Origin of the sequence: Xanthomonas phaseoli pv. dieffenbachiae (assembly GCF_008639345.1) — a bacterium.
Classification (GTDB): domain Bacteria; phylum Pseudomonadota; class Gammaproteobacteria; order Xanthomonadales; family Xanthomonadaceae; genus Xanthomonas; species Xanthomonas phaseoli.
Genome location: NZ_CP041380.1, coordinates 475,327 through 496,233, shown reverse-complemented (window position 1 = coordinate 496,233; position 20,907 = coordinate 475,327). Strand labels below are relative to the sequence as shown.

General features: G+C 66.2%; 13 protein-coding genes, 1 other RNA gene and 1 pseudogene. 8 read left to right on the top strand and 7 right to left on the bottom strand.

The window, feature by feature from the left end; translation table 11 throughout:
• Positions 1-236: 236 nt before the first annotated feature.
• Complete coding sequence (locus tag FLG15_RS02300) at positions 237-1,310, bottom strand: 3-deoxy-7-phosphoheptulonate synthase (protein ID WP_150145463.1); 1,074 nt, start codon at positions 1,308-1,310, stop codon at positions 237-239.
• An 800-nt stretch (positions 1,311-2,110) separates the two neighbouring features.
• Positions 2,111-4,924 (bottom strand): annotated as a pseudogene (locus tag FLG15_RS02295) (TonB-dependent receptor plug domain-containing protein).
• A 500-nt stretch (positions 4,925-5,424) separates the two neighbouring features.
• Here FLG15_RS02295 and xopX point away from each other — a divergent pair.
• Positions 5,425-7,554 carry a XopX family type III secretion system effector gene (xopX, locus tag FLG15_RS02290; RefSeq protein ID WP_057679693.1) on the top strand — a complete coding sequence of 710 codons (2,130 nt, stop codon included), beginning with the start codon at positions 5,425-5,427 and terminating at the stop codon, positions 7,552-7,554.
• A gap of 117 nt (positions 7,555-7,671) precedes the next feature.
• On the opposite strand, the gene groL is transcribed toward xopX, so the two are convergent.
• Both groL and FLG15_RS02280 read right to left on the bottom strand, forming a co-directional pair.
• Complete coding sequence (groL, locus tag FLG15_RS02285) at positions 7,672-9,312, bottom strand: chaperonin GroEL (RefSeq protein WP_017155924.1); 1,641 nt, start codon at positions 9,310-9,312, stop codon at positions 7,672-7,674.
• A 145-nt stretch (positions 9,313-9,457) separates the two neighbouring features.
• Positions 9,458-9,745, bottom strand: a complete 288-nt coding sequence (locus tag FLG15_RS02280) for a co-chaperone GroES (protein ID WP_057660365.1) — start codon at positions 9,743-9,745, stop codon at positions 9,458-9,460.
• Positions 9,746-10,173: 428 nt separating this feature from the next.
• On the opposite strand from FLG15_RS02280, the gene FLG15_RS02275 reads away from it, so the two are divergent.
• Positions 10,174-11,964 (top strand): endonuclease, encoded by a 1,791-nt coding sequence (locus FLG15_RS02275; RefSeq protein ID WP_057679694.1) that lies wholly within the window; start codon positions 10,174-10,176, stop codon positions 11,962-11,964.
• 4 nt (positions 11,965-11,968) lie between these two features.
• Here FLG15_RS02275 and FLG15_RS02270 read toward each other — a convergent pair.
• A non-coding RNA gene (locus FLG15_RS02270) (sX9 sRNA) lies at positions 11,969-12,043 on the bottom strand.
• A gap of 392 nt (positions 12,044-12,435) precedes the next feature.
• On the opposite strand from FLG15_RS02270, the gene cutA reads away from it, so the two are divergent.
• From cutA to accC, 6 genes are all read left to right on the top strand, one after another.
• Entirely contained in the window at positions 12,436-12,777 is a 342-nt protein-coding gene (cutA, locus tag FLG15_RS02265; RefSeq protein WP_039570859.1) for a divalent-cation tolerance protein CutA, read from the top strand.
• Positions 12,774-15,092: a protein-disulfide reductase DsbD family protein gene (locus tag FLG15_RS02260; protein ID WP_150145461.1), complete on the top strand. Its 2,319-nt coding sequence runs from the start codon at positions 12,774-12,776 to the stop codon at positions 15,090-15,092. The genes cutA and FLG15_RS02260 overlap by 4 nt, the downstream gene beginning before the upstream one ends.
• Before the next feature lie 816 nt (positions 15,093-15,908).
• Positions 15,909-16,355 carry a type II 3-dehydroquinate dehydratase gene (aroQ, locus tag FLG15_RS02255; protein ID WP_003483185.1) on the top strand — a complete coding sequence of 149 codons (447 nt, stop codon included), beginning with the start codon at positions 15,909-15,911 and terminating at the stop codon, positions 16,353-16,355.
• A 97-nt stretch (positions 16,356-16,452) separates the two neighbouring features.
• On the top strand, positions 16,453-16,944 hold the full coding sequence (gene accB, locus FLG15_RS02250; RefSeq protein ID WP_057679086.1) for an acetyl-CoA carboxylase biotin carboxyl carrier protein: 492 nt from the start codon (positions 16,453-16,455) through the stop codon (positions 16,942-16,944).
• A 76-nt stretch (positions 16,945-17,020) separates the two neighbouring features.
• Positions 17,021-17,350: a four helix bundle protein gene (locus FLG15_RS02245; protein ID WP_244665498.1), complete on the top strand. Its 330-nt coding sequence runs from the start codon at positions 17,021-17,023 to the stop codon at positions 17,348-17,350.
• 42 nt (positions 17,351-17,392) lie between these two features.
• Positions 17,393-18,760, top strand: a complete 1,368-nt coding sequence (gene accC, locus FLG15_RS02240; protein WP_008571860.1) for an acetyl-CoA carboxylase biotin carboxylase subunit — start codon at positions 17,393-17,395, stop codon at positions 18,758-18,760.
• A 368-nt stretch (positions 18,761-19,128) separates the two neighbouring features.
• Here the strand turns inward: accC and FLG15_RS02235 are convergent, their stop codons facing one another.
• Positions 19,129-19,494: a hypothetical protein gene (locus FLG15_RS02235; RefSeq protein WP_003483177.1), complete on the bottom strand. Its 366-nt coding sequence runs from the start codon at positions 19,492-19,494 to the stop codon at positions 19,129-19,131.
• Positions 19,491-20,420 (bottom strand): hypothetical protein, encoded by a 930-nt coding sequence (locus FLG15_RS02230; protein WP_057679084.1) that lies wholly within the window; start codon positions 20,418-20,420, stop codon positions 19,491-19,493. Before FLG15_RS02230 ends, FLG15_RS02235 begins: the two co-directional genes overlap by 4 nt.
• Positions 20,421-20,907: the final 487 nt, after the last annotated feature.

The window sequence follows — 20,907 nt, the reverse complement described above, 5'->3', positions numbered from 1 at the left end:
CCAGCCACCAGACCTTTCCCATCTGGACACCAGGCCCGGATCGGTTTCATAGACGCCATCAACGCGATTGGCGCTACGGTCATTCAGGGAGAAGGTCACGCGTAGCGGCAAATGAGGGGACGCGCGAGGCCCCGCGCTCACCGCAGACCAGCCAACGCGCTGCCTCGCAATCATTCCGCGTTGGCGATGCCCCATGCAGCATCAGCAAGTGCCTGCCGATGCTGCTGCGCCTCAGCTCACGCAGCCTCGGCAATCCGGCGCGTGCGCCGTGCGCGCACTGCGCTCGCCAGGCGTTCCAGCACCTGCACCGAACTGTCCCAGCCGATGCAGCCGTCGGTAATGCTCTGGCCGTAGGTCAGCTCGCACCCCGGCAACAGGTCCTGACGCCCAGCGACCAGGTGGCTTTCCACCATCACGCCGACGATGCGCGTTTCGCCGCTTTCCAGCTGATTGGCGATGTCCTCGACGACCTTGGGCTGGTTCTCGGGATTCTTGCTGCTGTTGGCGTGGCTGGCATCGATCATCAGGCGCGCAGGCAGTCCGGATGCATTGAGCACCTGGCTGGCCGCTTCCACATTGGCCGCATCGTAGTTGGGCTGTTTGCCGCCGCGCAGGATCACATGGCAATCCGGGTTGCCCGCCGTCGCTGCCACGGCGGTGTGGCCGTCCTTGGTCACGGCCAGGAAATGATGCGGATGCGAGGCCGCACCCACCGCGTCCACCGCAATCTTGACGTCGCCGCCAGTGCCGTTCTTGAAGCCCACCGGGCATGACAGCCCGGATGCCATTTCGCGATGCACCTGGCTCTCGGTGGTGCGTGCGCCGATCGCGCCCCAGGCCACCAGGTCGGCGATGTATTGCGGCGAAATGATGTCGAGAAATTCCACGCCGGCCGGCAGGCCGAGATTGTTGATATCGCGCAGCAGGCCACGCGCCACGCGCAGACCCTTGTTGATCTGGAAGCTGCCGTCCAGGTCCGGATCGTTGATCAGGCCCTTCCAGCCGATGGTGGTGCGCGGCTTTTCGAAGTACACCCGCATCACGATCTCCAGCGCGTCGCCGAACTGATCGCGCAACGGGCGCAGGCGCTGTGCGTACTCCATCGCCGCGACCGGGTCGTGGATCGAGCAGGGGCCGATCACCACGGCCAGGCGATCGTCGCGCCCGTGCAGGATGTCGTGCAGCGCGGCGCGCGCGTTGGTCACGGTTTCGGAGGCGCGCTCATCGCAGGGCAGCAGCGACAGCAGCTGCTCAGGCGGTGCGAGGGCTTCGATCTTGCGGATACGCAGGTCATCGGTTACGGGCGGCATCACAGTGTCTCGGTGGGCGGTGTTGCATCAGGGAGCCAGGCGTTGCGGCAACAAAAAAGCCGCCAGGTGTGCGCTGGCGGCTTTTCGGGAATGCTGCTGAAGTTTCCTTCAGGGTGAGCGCAATCCTTCCGCCAGCGGCATCGGAAAACCGTAGTACCAAAAATAAAACTGGCTGCGGGGTGCGTTCATGGGATGCATTGATACCACGCGTTTTTGCGCATTGCCACTGTTTCATCGGCAACGGACCATGTGTCTCGATGCAGTGGTTGGGTGGCGCAGCGCGTCGTCAGAGACATGGCAGCAACAGTTGATCAGGGCAACAGAACGCAATCCGATCGCTGTTGAGCTGCCGATGGCCTTACATGCAGCGGCAGTGTGGCGGGATGTGCTGCACGCCACTGGGGCGGTGCGATCAAGGCGCTGGCGTGGAGGTTGACCCGCCTTGACAGCGCGCGCACCAAACGCAAGGTGCGCCCTTACCCCGGCGCACCTTGCGGCGTTTCAGGCCTGCTCTTCGTGGCAAGCGGAGACGGATACCGTGTCCAGCAGCCGTGACATGAACGATGTCGCACTGCCGACGTGTCAGTCCCCAAGCGTGGCTGGCGCCGTCCGGCTCTGCGCCAGGTACGCTCCGGGCATTTTTCCAGCCCATGAACGCAGGCAAGCTTGCGCCGAACCGCATCGCGACTTGCCTGACATCGCGCCATGGCTAGTTTTCCCCTGCATATGAGTGCGTCACCGTGACACACCACTGCACGCCACGGCGATGAGGCCATGGCGTGCAGTGGGGCACACGTCACTCAGAACGTAAACACGTATTCGGCGGCCACTTCGCGGCCGATCGGGTTGAACAGCGTGGTGTTGTAGAAGCCGTAGCCGTAGAAGCGTTCCTTGTGGTCGTAGCCCACTTCGTTGAAGACGTTGTTGACGTAGAAATTGACCTTGGCGTGGTCGGTGATCTTGTAGCCGGTGCTCAGGTTCCAGTAGATCGCCGGGCCCACGCGGCCGAAGTAGCGCTTGCTGGTTTCGCCCAGGTGCACGTTGCCGGTATCGGTCACCAGGCACGCATCGGAGGCGCTGGGTTGATAGCCGTCGTCGAAGCGTTCGCAAGTGCCCCAGTTGACGGCACGCACGGAACCGATCCTGCGGAAGTACACGGTCCAGTCCCAGGCGCCGCCGTTGTCCCAATGCACGCTGCCACGCACGCGGCTGCGCACGCGTTCGTCGCGGCGGTTTTCGTCGCTGTCGGTGCGGTAGATCTGCTCGCGGTAGGCGATCAGATTGTTGTAGTCCAGCGACAGCTGGAAGTTGCCCCAGCCGGCGGTGGCAAGGCGATATTTCAGCGATGCATCGATGCCGGAGGTTTCCATCTGCGCCAGGTTGATCGGGCCGCGCTCGATGCTGGCGATGGTGCCGTCGGCATTGCGCATCACGCGCTAGGTGATGGTGTCGCAATAGCCCGCGCCGCCGGGATTGTTCCAGGTGCCGCCGCTAATGGTGGTGCCGGTACGGCAACCGGCTTCGGCCGACAGGATTTCGTCGCGGTCCAGGTCCTTGATCATTTCCTCCAGCTGGATGAGGTAGTAATCCACGCTCAACGACAGCCCTTGCGCGATGTCCCACACCACGCCGCCGGTGAACGAGCGGCCGGTTTCCGAGCGCAGGTCCGGAGTGCCACGGCGGTTCACGTCCACGGTGTAGAAGATGTTGTTGTTCTCGTCGTTGCAGCCGCCGGTCAGGTACGCGCCCGAGGAAATGCAGCGGTACTGGTCGATCACCGTCTGATTGGTGGAGCTGGGTTCGCCCAGCACGTAATGCATGTCCGGCGCGCGAAAGCTGGTGGCCACGGTGCTGCGCACCAGCAGGCTTTCCACCGGCCGCCATTCCAGACCCGCGCTCCAGGTGGTGTCGCTCTGCGTGCCCACATCGGTGGGGATGGCGGCCGAAGAACGGTAATTGCCGTAGCGGTCGTAACGGCCGGCCACATTCGCGCTCAACGTGGAGAGCAACGGAATCTGGAATTCCAGACCGGCCGAACTGCGCATGCGTTCGCCACCGCCGCTGTCCACCACGTCCACCGGGTAGCATTCGTTGGCACAGGGGTCGGGAGAGAGTTGATAGCCCTGCTTTGCCACTTCGGCCACGGTGGCGAAACGGATCGGCCCGGCCCAGCCCTGCACCACATCGCCGCTTACGCTGAAACTGGCTTGATTCACCCACGAATAGGCCGAATTATGCGATTTGGCGACCAGCGTGTCGTACTGGTCAGACGACAACGGGGTGTATAGGCGTGCTTGGTTGATCGCATAGATCGGCGTGCCATCGGCGGCAGTGCCGAGGGAGCTGCCGAGGAAGTAGTCGGTGGCGCGCGCGGTGTCCACGGTGCGGATGTATTCGTCGACGGTGTAGCGCGAGCGGCCTACGCTGAACTCCCAATCGAAACGGTCGGCCCACACGCCGCGCAAGCCGGCGCTCAGATCCCAGGACTGCTCCTTGTTGTAATTGGCAAGCCGGTCCCAGCCGCCGGCTTCGCGCCGGGTGAGCTGGCGGATCAGGTTCAACGAACGCCCGGTGGCCGCGTCCTGGAACGGGCCCAGGTAGGCGTACGGCGGGTCGTAGGTCCAACGGCCGATGCTGCGGTTGGCGGAGAACGTGGCCCAGGCTTCGGTGTGTTCGCCGAACTTCCAGGTGCCGTAGAGATATGCCGAATAATCCTCGCTGCCGGTGACCAGTCCCCAGTCGCCGTAATCGCGTGCCACCCCGCAGTAATCGCCGGCGTTGGTGAGCGCGCCGGTGTTCTGGTTGTAGCTCAGCCGCTGCGCGTCGATGAACTCGCCCCCGAAGCGCGCGCAGGTGCCGGCCGGCGGTGCCAGGCGCTCGTTGGTATTGGCATCGATCAGGCTCAAACCGGTAAACGGATTGAAACCGTACAGGCGGTTCTGGCCGGTCCAGTTGGAGTAGGACATGTCGTCCGAATCATCCATCTGTGGGCGATCGCGTCCGCTCAACGGGTCGCGCCGGGTGGCCTGCAGCGCGTAGGTCAGGCTCCAGTTCTCGCCGGTGCGCCCGCCGGCCCAGGACACATCGAAACTGTCGCGCCCACCTTCGGTGGCGGTGCCGCCACGCAGGCGCACCTGGTCGCCCTGATAGTCGCGCTTGAGGATCACGTTGATCACGCCGGCCACGGCGTCCGAGCCGTAAATCGCCGACGCACCGCCAGTGAGGATGTCGATGCGCTCCACTGCGGCGGAAGGAATATTGCTGTAGTTGGAGAAGTTGCTCTCGCCGCCGTAGGGCAGCGGGTAATCGGCCACGCGATGCCCGTTGACCAGCAGCAGCGTCCGCCCCGGCCCGAGGTCGCGCAGATTGATCGGCGAGGCGTTGGGCGTATGCGAGCCCCACTGCGTATCGGCTTCCACCGAGCCCTGCTGATTCATGCTGTTGAGCACGTCGTAGACGGTGGCAAAGCCTTCCTGCTGGATCTGCTGCGCACTGATGGTGACCACCGGTTGCGCACCTTCGACCTGCGCGCGCTTGATGCGCGAACCGGTGACGCTGACCGCATCCAGCGTGGAGGTGGCGCGCGTGGCATCGGGTTCGGTTTGCTGGGCCATGAGCGGCGGCGCGCACGCAGCAGTCACGGCAAGGGAGACGGAAATCGACAAGGCAAGGCGATGACTGCGGCAGTTCATAAGATCCCCGGGAGAGGCCGGACGCGGCCGGCGTGGCAGTGCACTGCAACGACGCCTGCCAGCGATGCGTGCACCGCTGCCCCTTGTCCGATGGCCCCCCGACCGCTCGGCGCAAACGCCTGCCCAGCGACGCTAAGGCTGTGATGACATCGGTGTCAACAGGTGGTGACAGAGTGTGACGGCGAACGACGATGCGGCGGGCTGGGGGTGCCTCCACCACGATTTCTGCGTACCCAGCGCACTCGACCCTGCGCAGATTCAACAGGTCATGCGATCACAAGTTGCCACCGTCCTGCCTGGTTGGTTCTTCCTGCAACGCAGGAGTTCGCATCGCGTTATGCCGGCCGGGCAGGCTTGTTCGAATGATGCATGTGCGCCAGCCAGTACCCGCTGGCCGCTCCCTCCCATCAAGGAAACCCACCATGGAGATCAAGAAACAGCAAAGCGCAGGCCCCTCTTCCCTGGCGCCATTGCACGACACCCTTACCGACGACGCTCCGGTCGCCGACGCCACGTCGCCGACGCAAACGCCGCTCCACCCCAGCTTGTCGGCGCTCACTCCGCGCAGCCGTTCGCGCGCGTCCGCCGCCGACTCCGAGCACGGCGCTTCGCCGGTGCCCTCGCACGACGCTGAACCGCCAGCCCATTCACCCGAACGCGCCGCCGGCCCGTCCACCGCCCCCTCGCTTGCCGCCCGCGCAAACGCTGCATTGGCAAGCGGCGTGCAGCAGGCTTACGCTGCGGTATCGAAGGGGGCGTCCGATCTCTGGTCGCTGGCGGATCTGCGCACAATGCTGCAGATCCATGCGGACGATCCTGCATTCCTGCAGATGGTGCGTCACACCGACCCGGAACAGCAGGCGCCGCACAGTCTGGCCGCGTGCCGCCAGCAGATCACCCAGCTGCGCGATGTCATCGAAGCGGCAACCGGTCTGGAAGCACGCTTCCGCCAGCAATTGCTCGGCGACATCAAGGCCGTGGAAGACGCGCTGCAGCCGCTGGAGCACGGCACACCTGCGGCCGGGCGGGCGCTGAAGTCGCTGGCCAACCTGGTCAATCTGTGGCCCCTGGTCGTCCCCAGTCCGTTTCTGGGCAACCAGGCCAAGACCTTCGCCTATTCCATCGCCGCGGCAACCAAGGGCGTGATGACGCTTTCGGCCTCTGCGCTGCGTCCCACCGCCGACGGACTTCCGTTCCCGCTGATGGGCGGGCAGCTGGGGCGAGACGCCAACGAAATGCATTTCTACGCCATCTTGCTCAACGGACTGTTCCTCACCACCGAACTGCCCAAGAAATTCGGCAACCCGTCCATGCGGCACCAGGCCGAAGCAGTGGAAAACAACCCGGGATTTGCCGCGGCCGCATCGACCGCGTGCGCGGCGATGGTGCTCACGCCCTTCCTCTGGAACAGCCTCAACGTGCTCGGCAATCGACTGCAACACAAGGTGTCGCACCTGGGCGCCAGCATTGCAGAAAGCGCCGGTTTTCAAAGCCAGGCGCAGCGGTTGCGTGCACGCCTGACGCCCGGCCAGATCAGCGCGCAACTGCGCACGCAACTCAACGAGATCTGCGCCGCTCTGGAGAACGGCCGAGAAGCGTTTCAACAGGCACGTCGCGCGTTCACCGACCCGAGCCAAGGGCACGAGCTCACCCGTACGCTCAATGCCCAGTGCACGCACCTGCTGGAGACGCTGGACCAATGCAGCAAGCGACTGAGCACTGCGCTACAAGTGGACCAGAACCAGAATCAGGACCAGCCAGCCACCATCCCGCGCCAGGTCACCAACCACGACATTGCCCCCAAGCTGGCACTGGCGACGCTGGCGGCCGGAGTGACCGGGCTAACGGTCTACCTGATCCAACCGGATCGGATCGGCACGGTCGACCTGGTTGCCGACTCCATCCTTGTCACGACCGTGATGATGCAGTCGGCGCTCAACGCACATGCGACCCGCCAGGACGCAATGGAGCGCTTCAAGGCCATGTGCTCCGGCAGCTTGGTGATGGCGCTGGCCCTGGGCGTGGAGAAACTGTCCAAGACCTTGGCAGACAAGAGCCTGATCGAATCCTCGTCGGCATCGCCCTACTACGCCGGCGCGATCATGTCGCTGATGTCGATGACCATGCCGGGCCCGATGGCGCGTGGCGCAGAGCTGGCGATGAACTGGGGCGGCGCGCAGGTCATGCGGGTGTTCAGAGGGCCCGACGGCACCACGCTCGCAACCCGTATGCCGTCCTCGCCCGAGGAGCTCATCCAGCACGTGCAGGACACCGCCAGATATGTGCAAAGCCTGTCGCCGGACCAGGCGCAGGAGTACGCGCAGACCGTTGCCGATAGCGCCCTGCAGGGGATCGAGGACGCCGGCGCGCAGGCGCAGACCAGGCCCAGCAGCAGCGTCACGATCACCGAGATCGACGACATCGCCGATATCGAAGAGACGAACGACGACGCTGCGTTGGCCGCAGCCAGCGCCTCACCTGAGCAACGCTCGCCTGCGCACGCGCATCGGTCGCCGGATCAGGCCGCAACCAGCACAGCGCCTTCGTCCTGACGGGACGAGCGCCGGTCATCGGCAACTGCCGCGTGCATGCGCAAGCGTGAGTGACGCGCATAAAAAACCCCGCCGTTTGGCGGGGTTTTTTTAACGCAACAGCCGAAGTGGCGTGGATTAGAAATCCATGCCGCCCATGCCGCCCATGCCACCGCCGGCCGGCATCGCCGGCTCGTCCTTCTTCGGTGCATCGGCCACCATGGCTTCGGTGGTGATCATCAGGCCGGCGATCGAGGCGGCGTTCTGCAGTGCCGAACGGGTCACCTTGGTCGGGTCCAGGATGCCGAACTGCACCATGTCGCCGAACTCGCCGTTGGCGGCGTTGTAGCCGTAGTTGCCGCTGCCTTCCTTGACCTTGTTGAGGATCACGGACGGCTCTTCGCCGGCATTGGCCACGATCTCACGCAGCGGGGCTTCCATCGCGCGCAGGGCGATCTGGATACCGTGGGTCTGGTCTTCGTTGGCACCCTTCAGCTCGCCCACGGCCACCAGCGCACGCACCAGGGCCACGCCGCCGCCCGGGACCACGCCTTCTTCGACGGCTGCACGGGTGGCGTGCAGGGCGTCTTCGACGCGTGCCTTCTTTTCCTTCATTTCGATTTCGGTCGAGGCGCCGACCTTGATCACTGCAACGCCGCCGGCCAGCTTGGCCACGCGTTCCTGCAGCTTCTCACGGTCGTAATCGGAGGAGGTGTCTTCGATCTGGGTCTTGATCTGGCCCACGCGCGATTCGATCGCGGCAGTGTCGCCGGCGCCATCGATAATCGTGGTGTTTTCCTTGGAGACCTGCACCTTCTTGGCGCGGCCCAGGTCCTTGATGGTCGCCTTCTCAAGCGCCAGACCCACTTCTTCGGAGATCACGGTACCGCCGGTCAGCACGGCCATGTCTTCCAGCATCGCCTTGCGACGGTCGCCGAAGCCCGGTGCCTTGACGGCCACGACCTTGACGATGCCGCGGATGGTGTTGACCACCAGGGTCGCCAGCGCTTCGCCTTCGACTTCTTCGGCCACGATCAGCAGCGGCTTGCCGGCCTTGGCCACGCCTTCCAGCACGGGCAGCAGGTCACGCACGTTGGAGATCTTCTTGTCGTGCAGCAGGATGAACGGGTCGTCCAGGTCGGCCGACTGGCTCTGCTGGTTGTTGATGAAGTACGGGGAGAGGTAGCCGCGGTCGAACTGCATGCCCTCGACCACGTCCAGCTCGTTTTCCAGGCCCGAGCCTTCTTCAACGGTGATCACGCCTTCCTTGCCGACCTTCTGCATCGCTTCGGCAATGATGTTGCCGATCGACTCGTCCGAGTTGGCCGAGATGGTGCCGACCTGGGCGATCGCCTTGTCGTCGGTGGTGGGCTTGGAGATGTTCTTCAGCTCGACAACCGCAGCCTTGACGGCCTGGTCGATACCGCGCTTGAGGTCCATCGGGTTCATGCCGGCGGCCACGGCCTTGGCGCCTTCGCGGATCAGGGCCTGGGCCAGCACCGTGGCGGTGGTGGTGCCGTCGCCGGCGTTGTCGTTGGTCTTGGAAGCGACTTCCTTGACCATCTGCGCGCCCATGTTCTCGAACTTGTCAGCCAGTTCGATTTCCTTGGCGACGGAGACGCCGTCCTTGGTGATGGTCGGGGCGCCGAAGCTCTTCTCGAGCACGACGTTGCGGCCCTTCGGGCCCAGGGTGGCCTTCACGGCATTGGCAAGCACGTTGACGCCACGGACCATGCGGGTACGTGCGTCTTCACCGAAACGAATGTCTTTAGCAGCCATTGGTTGTTACTCCGGAAATTGGGAATGGGGAATGGGGAATCGGTCAATCAAGGGCGGATATCGGGGCTGGGCGGGATGGCGAGGGCGCTGGCCGCTCTACCGATTCCCAATTCCCTACTCCCGATTCCCGGCGCATAGCGCCTGATCAGCTGATGACGGCAAGGATGTCGTCTTCGCGCAGCACCTTGTACTCGACGCCTTCGGACTTGTAGCTGCTGCCGGCGTACTGGCCGTAGATGACCTTGTCGCCAACCTTGACCACCGGCGCGCGCAGGCTGCCGTTGTCCAGCGGCTTGCCGGCGCCGATCGCGACGACTTCACCCTTGGTGGACTTTTCCTTGGCGGAGTCCGGAATCACGATGCCGCCGGCGGAAACTTCGTCGGCTTCGATCGGCTTGACTACAACGCGGTCGTGAAGCGGCTTGATGCTCATAGAGAAGACCTCTTAAGTGTTTGATTGGCCTGGAAATTATCGGCGATGTTAGCACTCGCACATGACGACTGCCAGCACAGCGTGCGGAAAAAACCCGACAGAGCGGGTGCGGGCCAGAGATTGTGCTGCGTGGGCGGCTTTCAAGGCCTGGCGGCAAAAATTTTTCGACAGCGGCGGTCTCGGCCAGAGGCCACTGCGAGTGCGGCGCGGGCCCAGGGACAATGCACGGCCATGCCTGTTGACCGCGATTGACGCGCTGCCGATGGCCCAGAGCCGGAAGGCATGCCGGGGCGGCGGCGCTGAATGCCTTGCTGCCACCGCAGGCCCGCGCGTTTCCGCCACGCTCTAGAAATGGAACCAGGTTCCATCGCTTGTCATGCGCGCGCCTTACAGTCGGGAACGCATTCCCCGATCACAAGGAGCTGTCGATGAGGTTGCCGTCCCGTTTCGTGTCCCTGCGTTGCACCCTTCCGCTGGCCTGCGCGTTTGCGCTCGGCGCCACCTCCGCCAATGCCGCGGTCTTCATCAACGAACTGCACTACGACGACGCGGGCGCCTCCGGCGACAGCGGCGAAGGCGTGGAAGTGGTGGCCACCGCCGGCGAATCGCTGAGCGGCTATCGCATTTACCTGTACAACGGCGCCGCCCCCGGTGCGGCAGTGGTGTATGCCAACACGGCGGTGCCGGCAGGCACGGTGGTGAGCTGCGGCAGCCAGGTGCGTATCGCCACGGTGAGCTACGCCAGCAACGGCGTGCAGAACGGCCCCAACGATGGCGTGGCGCTGGTCGACCCCAACGGGCAGTTGGTGCAATTCCTCAGTTACGAAGGCGCCATCACCGGCAGCGGCGGTCCGGCGGCCGGCGTGACCAGCCAGAACCTGCCGGTGAGCGAGAGCAACAGCACCGCGGTCGGCAGTTCGCTGCAACTGACCGGCACCGGCAGCAGCGCGGCCAACTTCAGCTGGGCCGGCTCGGCGGCGCAGACCTTCGGCGCCTGCAACCGCGGCCAGACCTTCGCCGGCAGCGACGGCGGTGGCAGCACCGGTGCGCCCACCATCAGCAGCACCACACCGACGCAAGGCGCCACCGGCTTCCCGGCCGCCGGCGATCTGGCCGTGGGCTTCAGCGAAGCGGTGACGCTGGGCAGCGGCGCGTTTGCGCTGAGCTGCGCCAGCTCCGGCAACGTGGCACTGACATACCCGACCAGCGGCACCCGCTTCACGCTGTCCACCAACACTGCCCTGGTCGGCGGCGAGCGCTGCGCGTTGGCCATCACCGCCAGCGCCATCCGCGATGCCAGCGGCCTGAGCCCGGCCGCCAACCAGTCCATCGCCTTCACCGTGGCCACCGCCAGCGGCGGCGCCACCGGCTACTACTCGCGGGTGAACACCACCAGCCCCAGCCAGCTGCGCTGCTCGCTCAACACCACCATTCGCGGCCACACCGTTTACCCGTACAGCGGCAGCGGCACCAGCACCTGGACCATCCTGGAAATGGCCGACGAGGATCCCAACAACAGCGGCCGCATCCTGGACGCCTACCGCAACCGCAGCTACGCCAAGGTCAGCGACCGGGCCGGCACCGGCAGCGGACTCACCTACAACCGCGAGCACACCTGGCCCAACTCGCTGGGCTTCGGCAGCGCCACCGGCGACCGCGGCCTGCCGTACGCGCCCTACACCGACACACACATGCTGTACCTGACCGACACCAGCTTCAACGCAGACCGTGGCAACAAGCCCTATGCCACCTGCACCAGCAGCTGCGGCGAGCGGGTGACCGAAGTCAACGACGGCAGTGGCGGCGGCAGCGGGCGTTACCCGGGCAATTCCAACTGGGTCCGCACGCCGGACGGCAACAGCGGCACCTTCGAGGTGTGGGGCCGGCGCAAGGGCGATATGGCGCGCGCGGTGATGTACATGGCGATCCGCTACGAAGGCGGCACCGATGCGGCCAGCGGCCAGTCCGAGCCGGACCTGGAGCTCACCGACGACCGCAGCAAGATCGTGCAGACTTCGTCCTCGCCCGCCTACATGGGCCTGCTGTCCACGTTGCTGGCCTGGCACCAGGCCGATCCGCCGGACGATGCCGAGCGCGCCCGCAACGAGGTGATCTTCAGCTTCCAGGGCAACCGCAACCCGTTCGTGGATCACCCCGAATGGGCCACTGCCAGCCTGTTCAACTCGGCCAAGCCGGCCAGTTGCCAGTTGGCCAACTGAGACCGGCTCACCTATGGCGCGCGCACCGCCAGGCGGGAGTGGACGGCGCGCTCGGAGCCGCACTGTACGCGTGGCACCTGCCCGATTCCGGGCCCCCGCGCGCACCCGCCTGGCGGTGCGCGCAACCGGGTTGCCAATTGGTCTGGACTACCCCGGCGGGGCGAGAGAGGCGCAGGCCGGGGCGGTCGCGTGAGTCGGCTTGTCCACCAACCCGTGATCCCGGGGGCCAATGCAGACGGCGCGTGTCGCCGGCAGGCACCACGCCCTTGATCCACCCCCATCGACCGAACCCAGGTAGCGCCCTGCCATGCACGGCAGGGCGCGAGTGAATCGCACACCCCCAACGCGCAGCGCGCCGACCGTGAGTTCGCTTGAGCCCGCCCCCCCCCCGCCCGGGCCCACGAAGTTAACGTCTTGTTCCGGAATCGGCGGTCGATCCCCCGCAAACAGGGGATTACACTGCCAGGTCCAATGAGCGCACCTTCCCTCCATTTGCTATTGAGCACCTGCCCGGATGCCGATAGCGCCGAGCGCATCGCGCAGGCCTTGCTCGAGGAACGGCTGGCCGCCTGCGTCACCGTCCTGCCCGGCGTGCAATCGCTGTACCGCTGGAAAGGCGCGATCGAGCGCAGCACCGAGGTGCAGTTGCTGATCAAGACCTGGGACGACTGCCTGCCCGACGCCATCGCGCGGCTGCAGGCCTTGCATCCGTATGAACTGCCGGAGGCGGTCGCTGTCCAAGCCAGCGCCGGGCTGCCGGCGTATCTCGATTGGGTCCGGGCCGAAACCCGCAAGGAATTCCGACGTCCATGAAGTCTCTGTCCCGCTGGATCGCCCGCTGTGCGCTCCTGGCCGCCCCCTTGCTCGCCGCGCCGCTGGCGGTACTGGCGCCCACCCCCGCGCAGGCCGCCGTGACCGAAGCCGACCTGCTGCCAGTGGACCAGGCCTTCGCGCTGAGCGCCACTGCCGACAGCCGCGACCGCATTGCGCTGAATTGGAAGATCGCACCGGGCTACTACCTGTATCGCCATCGCATCAGCGTCAAGTCCGGAAAGGGGTTTGCCGCGGGCGAACTGGCGCTGCCAGAAGGCGAGAGCAAGCACGACGAGTTCTTCGGCCAGGTGCAGACCTACCGCAAGCAACTGCAGGCCACCCTGACCGGCAAGGCCGACCCGGCGGTGCAGACCGCCGTCCTGCAGGTGCAGTACCAGGGCTGCGCCGATGCCGGCGTGTGCTATCCGCCGCAGCGGCGCGAAATCCGCGTCGACCTGCCCGCGGCCGACACCACCGGGGCGCAGGCCACCGCTGCGCCACGCGAAAACCTGGGCGCGCTGGTGCCACGCAGCGCCACCGGCCCGCGCCTGTTCGGCGCCCCCGGCCAGACCGCCGGCATGGACGCGTTGCCGCTGCCGGCCGAGCAGGCGTTCAACTTCGAAGCCATCGTCGGCGACGGCAACAGCCTGCTGCTGCGCTTCACCCCGGCGCCGGGCTATTACATCTACCGCGACCGCACCTCGCTGGCATTGGAAGGGGCCGGCGGCGTGCGCCCCGGGCTGCCGCGCTGGCCGCAAGGCAAGGCCCATCGCGACGAACACTTCGGCGATGTGGTGGTGTATTTCGACCAGGCCGAAGTGACCTTGCCGCTGCTGCGCGACCACCCCGATCCGGCCCACGTGACCCTGGTGGCCACCTTCCAGGGCTGCCAGACCGACGGCATCTGCTATCCGCCGATGACCCGCCGCGTCGCCCTCGATGTACCGGCCGGCACCGTGTCGCCGCAGAACCAGGCGCAGGCTGCGCCATTGATGATTTCGCCACTGGCCGCCGGCCAGGCACCGGTCGAGCCCGGGCCGGCTGCCAGCACTGCCGGCCCGGTCGCCGATGCCTCGGCCGGCAATCCGGAGCGCACGCCACCGCCGCATACCGACAAGGGCCTGCTGGGCATGCTGGTGCTGGCCCTGCTGGGCGGGTTGGTGCTGAACCTGATGCCCTGCGTGCTGCCGATCCTGTCGCTGAAGGTGCTGGGCCTGGCGCACAGCGGCGAAAGCCGCAGCCATGCGCGTCGCCATGCCATCTGGTACTCGCTGGGCGTACTGGTGTCCTTCGCCGCCGTCGGCGGGCTGGTGATCGGCTTGCGCGCCGCCGGGCAGGCCGCCGGCTGGGGCTTCCAGCTGCAGCAGCCGTGGTTCGTCGCGGCGCTGGCGTATCTGATGTTCGCGGTGGGGCTGAGCCTGTCGGGCGTGTTCACCTTGGGCACCAACCTGGGCGGCATCGGCCAGTCGCTGGCCGCGCGCAACGGGCCGCTGGGCGACTTCTTCACCGGCGTGCTGGCCTGCGTGGTCGCCAGCCCCTGCATCGCGCCGTTCATGGGCACGGCACTGGCCTACGCCTTCACCGCGCCCGCGCTGCTGGCGATGCTGGTGTTTCTGGTGCTGGGCCTGGGCCTGGCGCTGCCGTTCCTGCTGATCGGCTTCGTTCCTTCGCTGGCGCGGCGCCTGCCCACCCCCGGGGCGTGGATGGAAACGCTCAAGCAGGTGCTGGCGTTCCCCATGTATCTCACCGCGATCTGGCTGCTGTGGGTCTTGGGCAAGCAGCGCGGCGTGGATGCGCTGGCCTTGATGCTGGTCGGCGCCACCCTGCTGGCCCTGGGCTTGTGGTGCTTGGAGCGCAGCCGCTGGAAGAGCCACCGCCTGGGCATGGGCCTGGCCACGGCGATGCTGGTGCTGGCACTGGTGCCGGTGGTCGCGGTCACGCGCCTGAGCCTGCCGGCAGCCACCGCGGCAGATGGCGTGGTGGCGTTCTCGCCGCAGTTGCTGGACCGCCTGCGTGCCGACAACCGCGTGGTCTTCGTCAACATGACCGCCGACTGGTGCGTAACCTGCAAGGCCAACGAAAAGAACGTGCTGAGCAGCGCCGAATTCCGCGACGCGTTGCGCCGCGTCGACGCGGTCTACATGAAGGGCGACTGGACCAATGTCGATCCCGCCATCAGCACCTTCCTGGACCAGCATCAGGCCGTCGGCGTGCCGCTATACGTGGTCTACGGCCCCGGCGCCCCGCCGGCGATCCTGCCGACCGTGCTGACCGGCGCGATTACCGAAGATGCCTTGCTGCGCGCAGCGCGGTGAGGCGCGTCTTCGCTGCCACTGGCGACCTCGGCGGCAGCCTGTTGGCGGGCTAGCTCGAAGATTTTGCGCACCATGTAGACCGGCGCCTGCGCCATCAGGCGTATTGCGACACGTCCAAGCGCGAGGTCGGCCCCTGTTGGCCGGTGCCTGCGCGTCCGGCGCTCCGCAGATCTGACTGGCCGTGCCCGCATGGGGCAGGCGCGGCGCCAGGCTGCGCGCGGCGTCGCCTGTTCGGTGTTCCTGACACCTCCAGAACCCGGATGCATGCGATGCATCGCGGGCAACAGCGGCCGCGGCCTGCACGGCGGGCAGTTGCATGAGGCGAGGCAGCGGACGGGATCGATCGCGCCGATCGCCCTCCCCTGGCACGCCGGCCCCGCTCGGCCAGGTGCCGCGTTGCTGGCGCCTGGATCTGCGCGCAGATCGCAGCCTGCCGCAGCGTCGCCTCCTGCGCCGTTGCCACGAACAAACCGGGCACTCACCGAATTGCTGCCACCGGCACAACATTCTGACGCCCGACAGGAGAGGATGCCGACAACAACCGTTGCCGCTGGACGGCCGGGACGGCGCCGCATCGCACCAGGCGCAGACGCTGCTCCGCATGCGCAGGGCCGGCTGCCGGTTCCGCTCGCAGCGGCCTGTGGCTATTCAGGCCCGGCAGCATGACCTCCGGCGCAGGATTGCCCGCCACCATTAGCGCCCCAGCCAAACCATTCGAATTTTAAAACAATCGTTTTAAACAGACCTAAGTTCGTCGAACTGGACAGCATCGGCGACATCGCGCAGACTTCCGGCCTTTCCGCTCTTCCGGATCCCATGGCCCATCTGCTGCTGTTGCATGGCCCCAACCTCAACCTGCTCGGCACCCGCGAGCCGGAGGTTTACGGGCGTACCACGCTGGCGCAGATCGACGCGGCCCTGGTGGATCGCGCGCAAGCGGCCGGGCACGTGCTGCACTGCCTGCAGTCCAATGCCGAGCACGTGCTGGTGGAGCGCATCCACGCCGCGCGCGAGGACGGCACCGCCTACATCCTGATCAACCCGGCCGCCTTCACCCATACCTCGGTAGCGCTGCGCGATGCGCTGCTGGGCGTAGGGCTGCCGTTCGTGGAAATTCATCTGTCCAACCCGCACGCGCGCGAGCCGTTCCGGCACCACAGCTATCTCAGCGACAAGGCCGACGGGGTGATCTGCGGCTTCGGCGCAGACAGCTACCGGCTGGCGCTGGAAGCGGTGATCGCGCGCCTGGAGCGCGACGCATGACCCCTGCCACATCGACCTCGGCCAACGCGCCGGCGTCCTGATCCCATTCCGCCGGCAGCCGCCGGCACTCCCCACCGTTTCACTTCCAGAGGCCCTTATGGATCTCCGCAAAATCAAGAAACTGATCGACCTGCTCGAAGAATCCAATCTCGCCGAAATCGAGATCAAGGAGGGCGAAGAGAGCGTGCGCCTGGCGCGCGTGCCCAAGGGCACCCAGGTGATGAGCGCCCCGGTGCAGCACTACGCACCCGCGCCGGCCGTGCAGGCGCAGGCACCGGCGGCGGCCAGCATGCCGATGCATTCGCCCACCGAAGCCTCCACCGGCGGCGCCAAGCACGCCGCCGCACTGCCGGACGGCCACGTGCTGCGCGCCCCGATGGTCGGCACCTTCTACACCTCGCCCTCCCCGGACAAGCCGGCGTTCGTCACCGTCGGCCAGCAGGTCAAGGTGGGCGATACCCTTGCGATCATCGAGGCAATGAAGATGTTCAACCCGATCGAAGCCGACGCCTCCGGCACCATCGTCGCCATCCTCGGCGAAACCGGCCAGCCGGTGGAATTCGATCAGCCGTTGTTTGTGATTGGTTGAGAGCCGGGAATCGGGAGTGGAGAATCGGGAATCGGCAAAGCGGCCTCATGAACGTCTGGAGGCGTGGTGCGATTCCATGGAGCTGGTGGAAATGATCTATCGGTTTACCGAGGTCTTTCCCGAGCACGAACGCTACGGCCTGATGGCGCAATTGCGCCGTGCGGCCGTCAGCATCCCGTCGAATATCGCCGAAGGTGCAGCGCGGCGCTTCACTCCCGATTACGCGCGGTTTCTCTCGATTGCGCGCGGCTCGCTCTCCGAGCTGGATACACAGGTCCAGATCGCGGTAAGACTGGGCTATAGCAACACCGAAGACGAGGACATTGTCAGCCAGCAGGTCGACCAGGTCTTCGCCAAGCTCACTGCATTGATGAATGCCTTACGCAGACGCGGAGCCGCGCCATGAAGCCCGCATCTCCCCATTCCCCATTCTCGACTCCCTATTCCCATGCTCGATAAAGTCGTCATCGCCAACCGAGGTGAAATCGCGCTGCGCATCCTGCGCGCGTGCCACACGCTCGGCATCCGCACGGTCGCGGTGCATTCCACGGTCGACCGCAACCTCAAGCACGTGGCCATGGCCGACGAGTCGGTGTGTATCGGCCCGGCCGCCTCCAGCGACAGCTACCTCAACATCCCGGCGTTGATCGCCGCGGCCGAGGTGACCGATGCGCAGGCCATCCACCCCGGCTACGGCTTCCTGTCGGAAAACGCCGATTTCGCCGAGCGCGTGGAGCAATCCGGCTTCATCTTCATCGGCCCCAAGGCCGACACCATTCGCCTGATGGGCGACAAGGTCGAAGCGATCCGCGCCATGAAGGCTGCCGGCGTACCCTGCGTGCCCGGCTCGGGCGGCCCGCTGGGCGATGACATCGTCGCCAACACCAAGGTGGCGCGCGAAATCGGCTACCCGGTGATCATCAAGGCGGCCGGCGGTGGCGGCGGACGCGGCATGCGCGTGGTGCATTCGGAGGCGGCGCTGAAGGCGGCGATCGAAACCACCAAGTCCGAAGCCAAGGCCGCTTTCAGCAACGATCAGGTCTACATGGAGAAGTTCCTGGAAAATCCGCGCCACGTGGAAATCCAGGTGCTCGCCGACGGCCAGGGCGGGGCGATCCACCTGGGCGAACGCGATTGCTCGATGCAGCGCCGCCACCAGAAGGTGGTGGAAGAAGCGCCGGCACCGGGCATCACCGAAGAACTGCGCAACGAGATCGGCAAGGTCTGCGTGGACGCCTGCATCCGCATCGGCTACCGCGGCGCGGGCACCTTCGAATTCCTGTTCGAGAACGGGCGGTTCTACTTCATCGAAATGAACACGCGTATCCAGGTGGAGCATCCGGTCACCGAGCGCATCACCGGCATCGACCTGGTGTGCGAGCAGCTGCGCATCGCCGCCGGCCACAAGCTGAGCATCAAGCAGAGCGACATCGTGCTGCGCGGGCATGCGATCGAATGCCGCATCAATGCCGAAGACCCGGAGACCTTCATGCCCAACCCGGGCCTGATCACCGCCTTCCATCCGCCGGGCGGTCCGGGCGTGCGGGTGGATACCCACATCTACAGCGGCTACAAGGTGCCGCCGAACTACGATTCGATGATCGGCAAGCTGATCGTGCATGGGCCCGATCGCGAAACCGCGATCGCACGCATGCGCGTGGCGCTGAGCGAGATGGTGGTGGACGGCATCAAGACCAACATCCCGCTGCAGCAGCGCATCATGCGCGACAAGGGCTTCCAGGCCGGCGGGCAGAATATCCACTACCTGGAAAAGCGCCTGGCCGAGCGCAAGAACAAGTCGATCGCGTTGACCTGATCGCGCCTGCCGCTGCAGCGATGAAGCAAAAAAGCCCGGGAAACCGGGCTTTTTTGTTGTTCCCCGGTGCATCGCGCCGACACTGCGTCGCGCCGCCAGCCCCTTCGCCAGCCGGCCCATGCGTAGGAGCGCACCCATGCGCGACCGGGCTTACCGATAAAGCCCGGTCGCGCCCGGTGCGCTCCTATAAAGCCCGTGGGTTCGACGCCCGGATGGCGCAAGCCAGCGCCGGATCCGATCTGCAGACCCTCGGTCGTCTGCGCACGTGAGAATGACGAAAGCTGCGGCCGCAGCTAGCCGCCGTCGCCGCCTGCGCTACCGCAGACGCAGCGGCTGCGGCCGTGTCGATCTGCAGCGCGCCGCACCGTTCACCGCCGCGGCGCAGGCGCCTGCTGGCTGCCGGGCACCGGCACGATGCCGCTGGCCGATGACGGGTCGACCACGGTCATGGTTTCGGTGGAACCGTCCGGCCACACCACCTGGAACGTGGAGCCAGCGGGCAAGGTGGAAAACGGCATGGCACTGCTGGCGCGGTACACCGCAGCGACCTGGCTTGCGCCATGCCGTCGCTGCTGTTCGTCGGCGGTGACGCTGGTGGATTTGACCGACAGCGGCTGGTACCGGTGATCGGCGGTATCGATCATCACGATGCTCACTGCCGCCGCCGAATACGCCACGAACAACGCCACCCATAACCAGAACTTGGCGCCATGCGCCAACCGACGGTAATTCATGACTGCGCTCCCGGATCGGAGACCAATGTATCGACCATCTCATCCACCCTGTCTGCTCCCTGCCGCGGCACCGCGGCATCGAATACGAACGACACGAAATCCTGTGCGCTGTCGCGCGAGCAGATGCCCGCGTTGGCGCAATAACTGGTGACCAAGGTGCTGCCGGCGCTGCAATCGAGCCCCAGCCGGCATGCAGCCACTTGCCAGGCCAGCTCGGCGAACTGATCGCCGGCCACATAGCCTTGCAGGCTGTCATCGCCGCTGGCCCGCGCGCCCATCGCCGGGGCCAGGGCCAGATAGGCCTCGGGATCGCGCGAGGCCAGCACGCGTTGCACCAGCGCGCGCTTGTAGCCGGGCGATGCCTGCAACGGTTCGCCCAACGCCAGCAGGGCGGCCTCGGCAGCCAGGCTGCCGGCGCGCGCCGCAGCCAGGCGTTGCTGCGCAACCATGCGCGGACCCAGCCCGTCGGCGGGGGCAAAGCCGGCGCAACGCTGCGCCAGGCGCTCGCGTGCGGCATGCATCGCTGCCACTCCCGGCGTGTGTTGCGCGGCGATCCATGCGCTGTCGGCGGCATAGCCGGACGGGCTGGCCGCATAGGGCGCGCAGTAATCGTAGACACGGCTCAAGCGCCACCCGGCCTGTGCATCGCCGGCACGCACCTGCTGCTGCAATTGCTGCGCGTAGCGATACAGATCCGGTTGCGCTTCCACCGCATCGCGATGCGGCAACTGCAACGCGGCGCTGTGCTCGGTCGCTGCGTGCGGCTGCGGTGTGGCAGCGCCAACCGGCGCCACCTGTGCAGCAACCGGCACCATGCGGTCGACATCACGCTCGGCAGGTTGCGCGCGCACATGCCACCACGCGGCCGCCGCAAGCGCAGCGGGAGCAAGCAGCAGCCAGAGATGGCGGGCACGAGCGAGCGGCATGGATGACGGCGACCCTGCTGCGGAACCACCCGCAGCGACGGCGCGGAGTCTAGCACCCACCCACGCGCACAGCCGCCGCCAAGCAGACGCTGCCAGTGGAGGTGTCGAGAATGGGGCGACATGCGTAACGGCCTGCGCGGACTGCACGTGAGTGGCGCGCTGCATGCGTTCGGTTGCGCTGTGCTGTGTGCTGTGTGCTGCGCTGTGCTGTGCTGTGCTGTTTGCTTGTGCTGTGTTGCGTGTTGGTGCTGATGTTGCTCGGCTGCTTGCCGGCTTGCTGCTGCGTTGATCGGTTGCAAATTCCGAATGCGAGATCGATCTCGCAGGTTGCGCATCCGACAGCAGCGCATCTTGAAGAGAGCCGCCTCTGACCGAGCCTGCCAGTTGGCAACGTCGCCTCGCCGATGCGGCGGTGCCCAGTTGCAGCGCTGTCGTGTCATGGTGGACGCATCGCCGCACACGCATCGCGCTGCACGGCAGGACGGAA

What these genes read in the sequence shown, in the direction of transcription:
- FLG15_RS02300 (WP_150145463.1), bottom strand. Translation starts at nt 1,310, where the DNA reads ATGCCGCCCGTAACCGATGACCTGCGTATCCGCAAGATCGAAGCCCTC.
- xopX (WP_057679693.1), top strand. Translation starts at nt 5,425, where the DNA reads ATGGAGATCAAGAAACAGCAAAGCGCAGGCCCCTCTTCCCTGGCGCCA.
- groL (WP_017155924.1), bottom strand. Translation starts at nt 9,312, where the DNA reads ATGGCTGCTAAAGACATTCGTTTCGGTGAAGACGCACGTACCCGCATG.
- FLG15_RS02280 (WP_057660365.1), bottom strand. Translation starts at nt 9,745, where the DNA reads ATGAGCATCAAGCCGCTTCACGACCGCGTTGTAGTCAAGCCGATCGAA.
- FLG15_RS02275 (WP_057679694.1), top strand. Translation starts at nt 10,174, where the DNA reads ATGAGGTTGCCGTCCCGTTTCGTGTCCCTGCGTTGCACCCTTCCGCTG.
- cutA (WP_039570859.1), top strand. Translation starts at nt 12,436, where the DNA reads ATGAGCGCACCTTCCCTCCATTTGCTATTGAGCACCTGCCCGGATGCC.
- FLG15_RS02260 (WP_150145461.1), top strand. Translation starts at nt 12,774, where the DNA reads ATGAAGTCTCTGTCCCGCTGGATCGCCCGCTGTGCGCTCCTGGCCGCC.
- aroQ (WP_003483185.1), top strand. Translation starts at nt 15,909, where the DNA reads ATGGCCCATCTGCTGCTGTTGCATGGCCCCAACCTCAACCTGCTCGGC.
- accB (WP_057679086.1), top strand. Translation starts at nt 16,453, where the DNA reads ATGGATCTCCGCAAAATCAAGAAACTGATCGACCTGCTCGAAGAATCC.
- FLG15_RS02245 (WP_244665498.1), top strand. Translation starts at nt 17,021, where the DNA reads ATGGAGCTGGTGGAAATGATCTATCGGTTTACCGAGGTCTTTCCCGAG.
- accC (WP_008571860.1), top strand. Translation starts at nt 17,393, where the DNA reads ATGCTCGATAAAGTCGTCATCGCCAACCGAGGTGAAATCGCGCTGCGC.
- FLG15_RS02235 (WP_003483177.1), bottom strand. Translation starts at nt 19,494, where the DNA reads ATGAATTACCGTCGGTTGGCGCATGGCGCCAAGTTCTGGTTATGGGTG.
- FLG15_RS02230 (WP_057679084.1), bottom strand. Translation starts at nt 20,420, where the DNA reads ATGCCGCTCGCTCGTGCCCGCCATCTCTGGCTGCTGCTTGCTCCCGCT.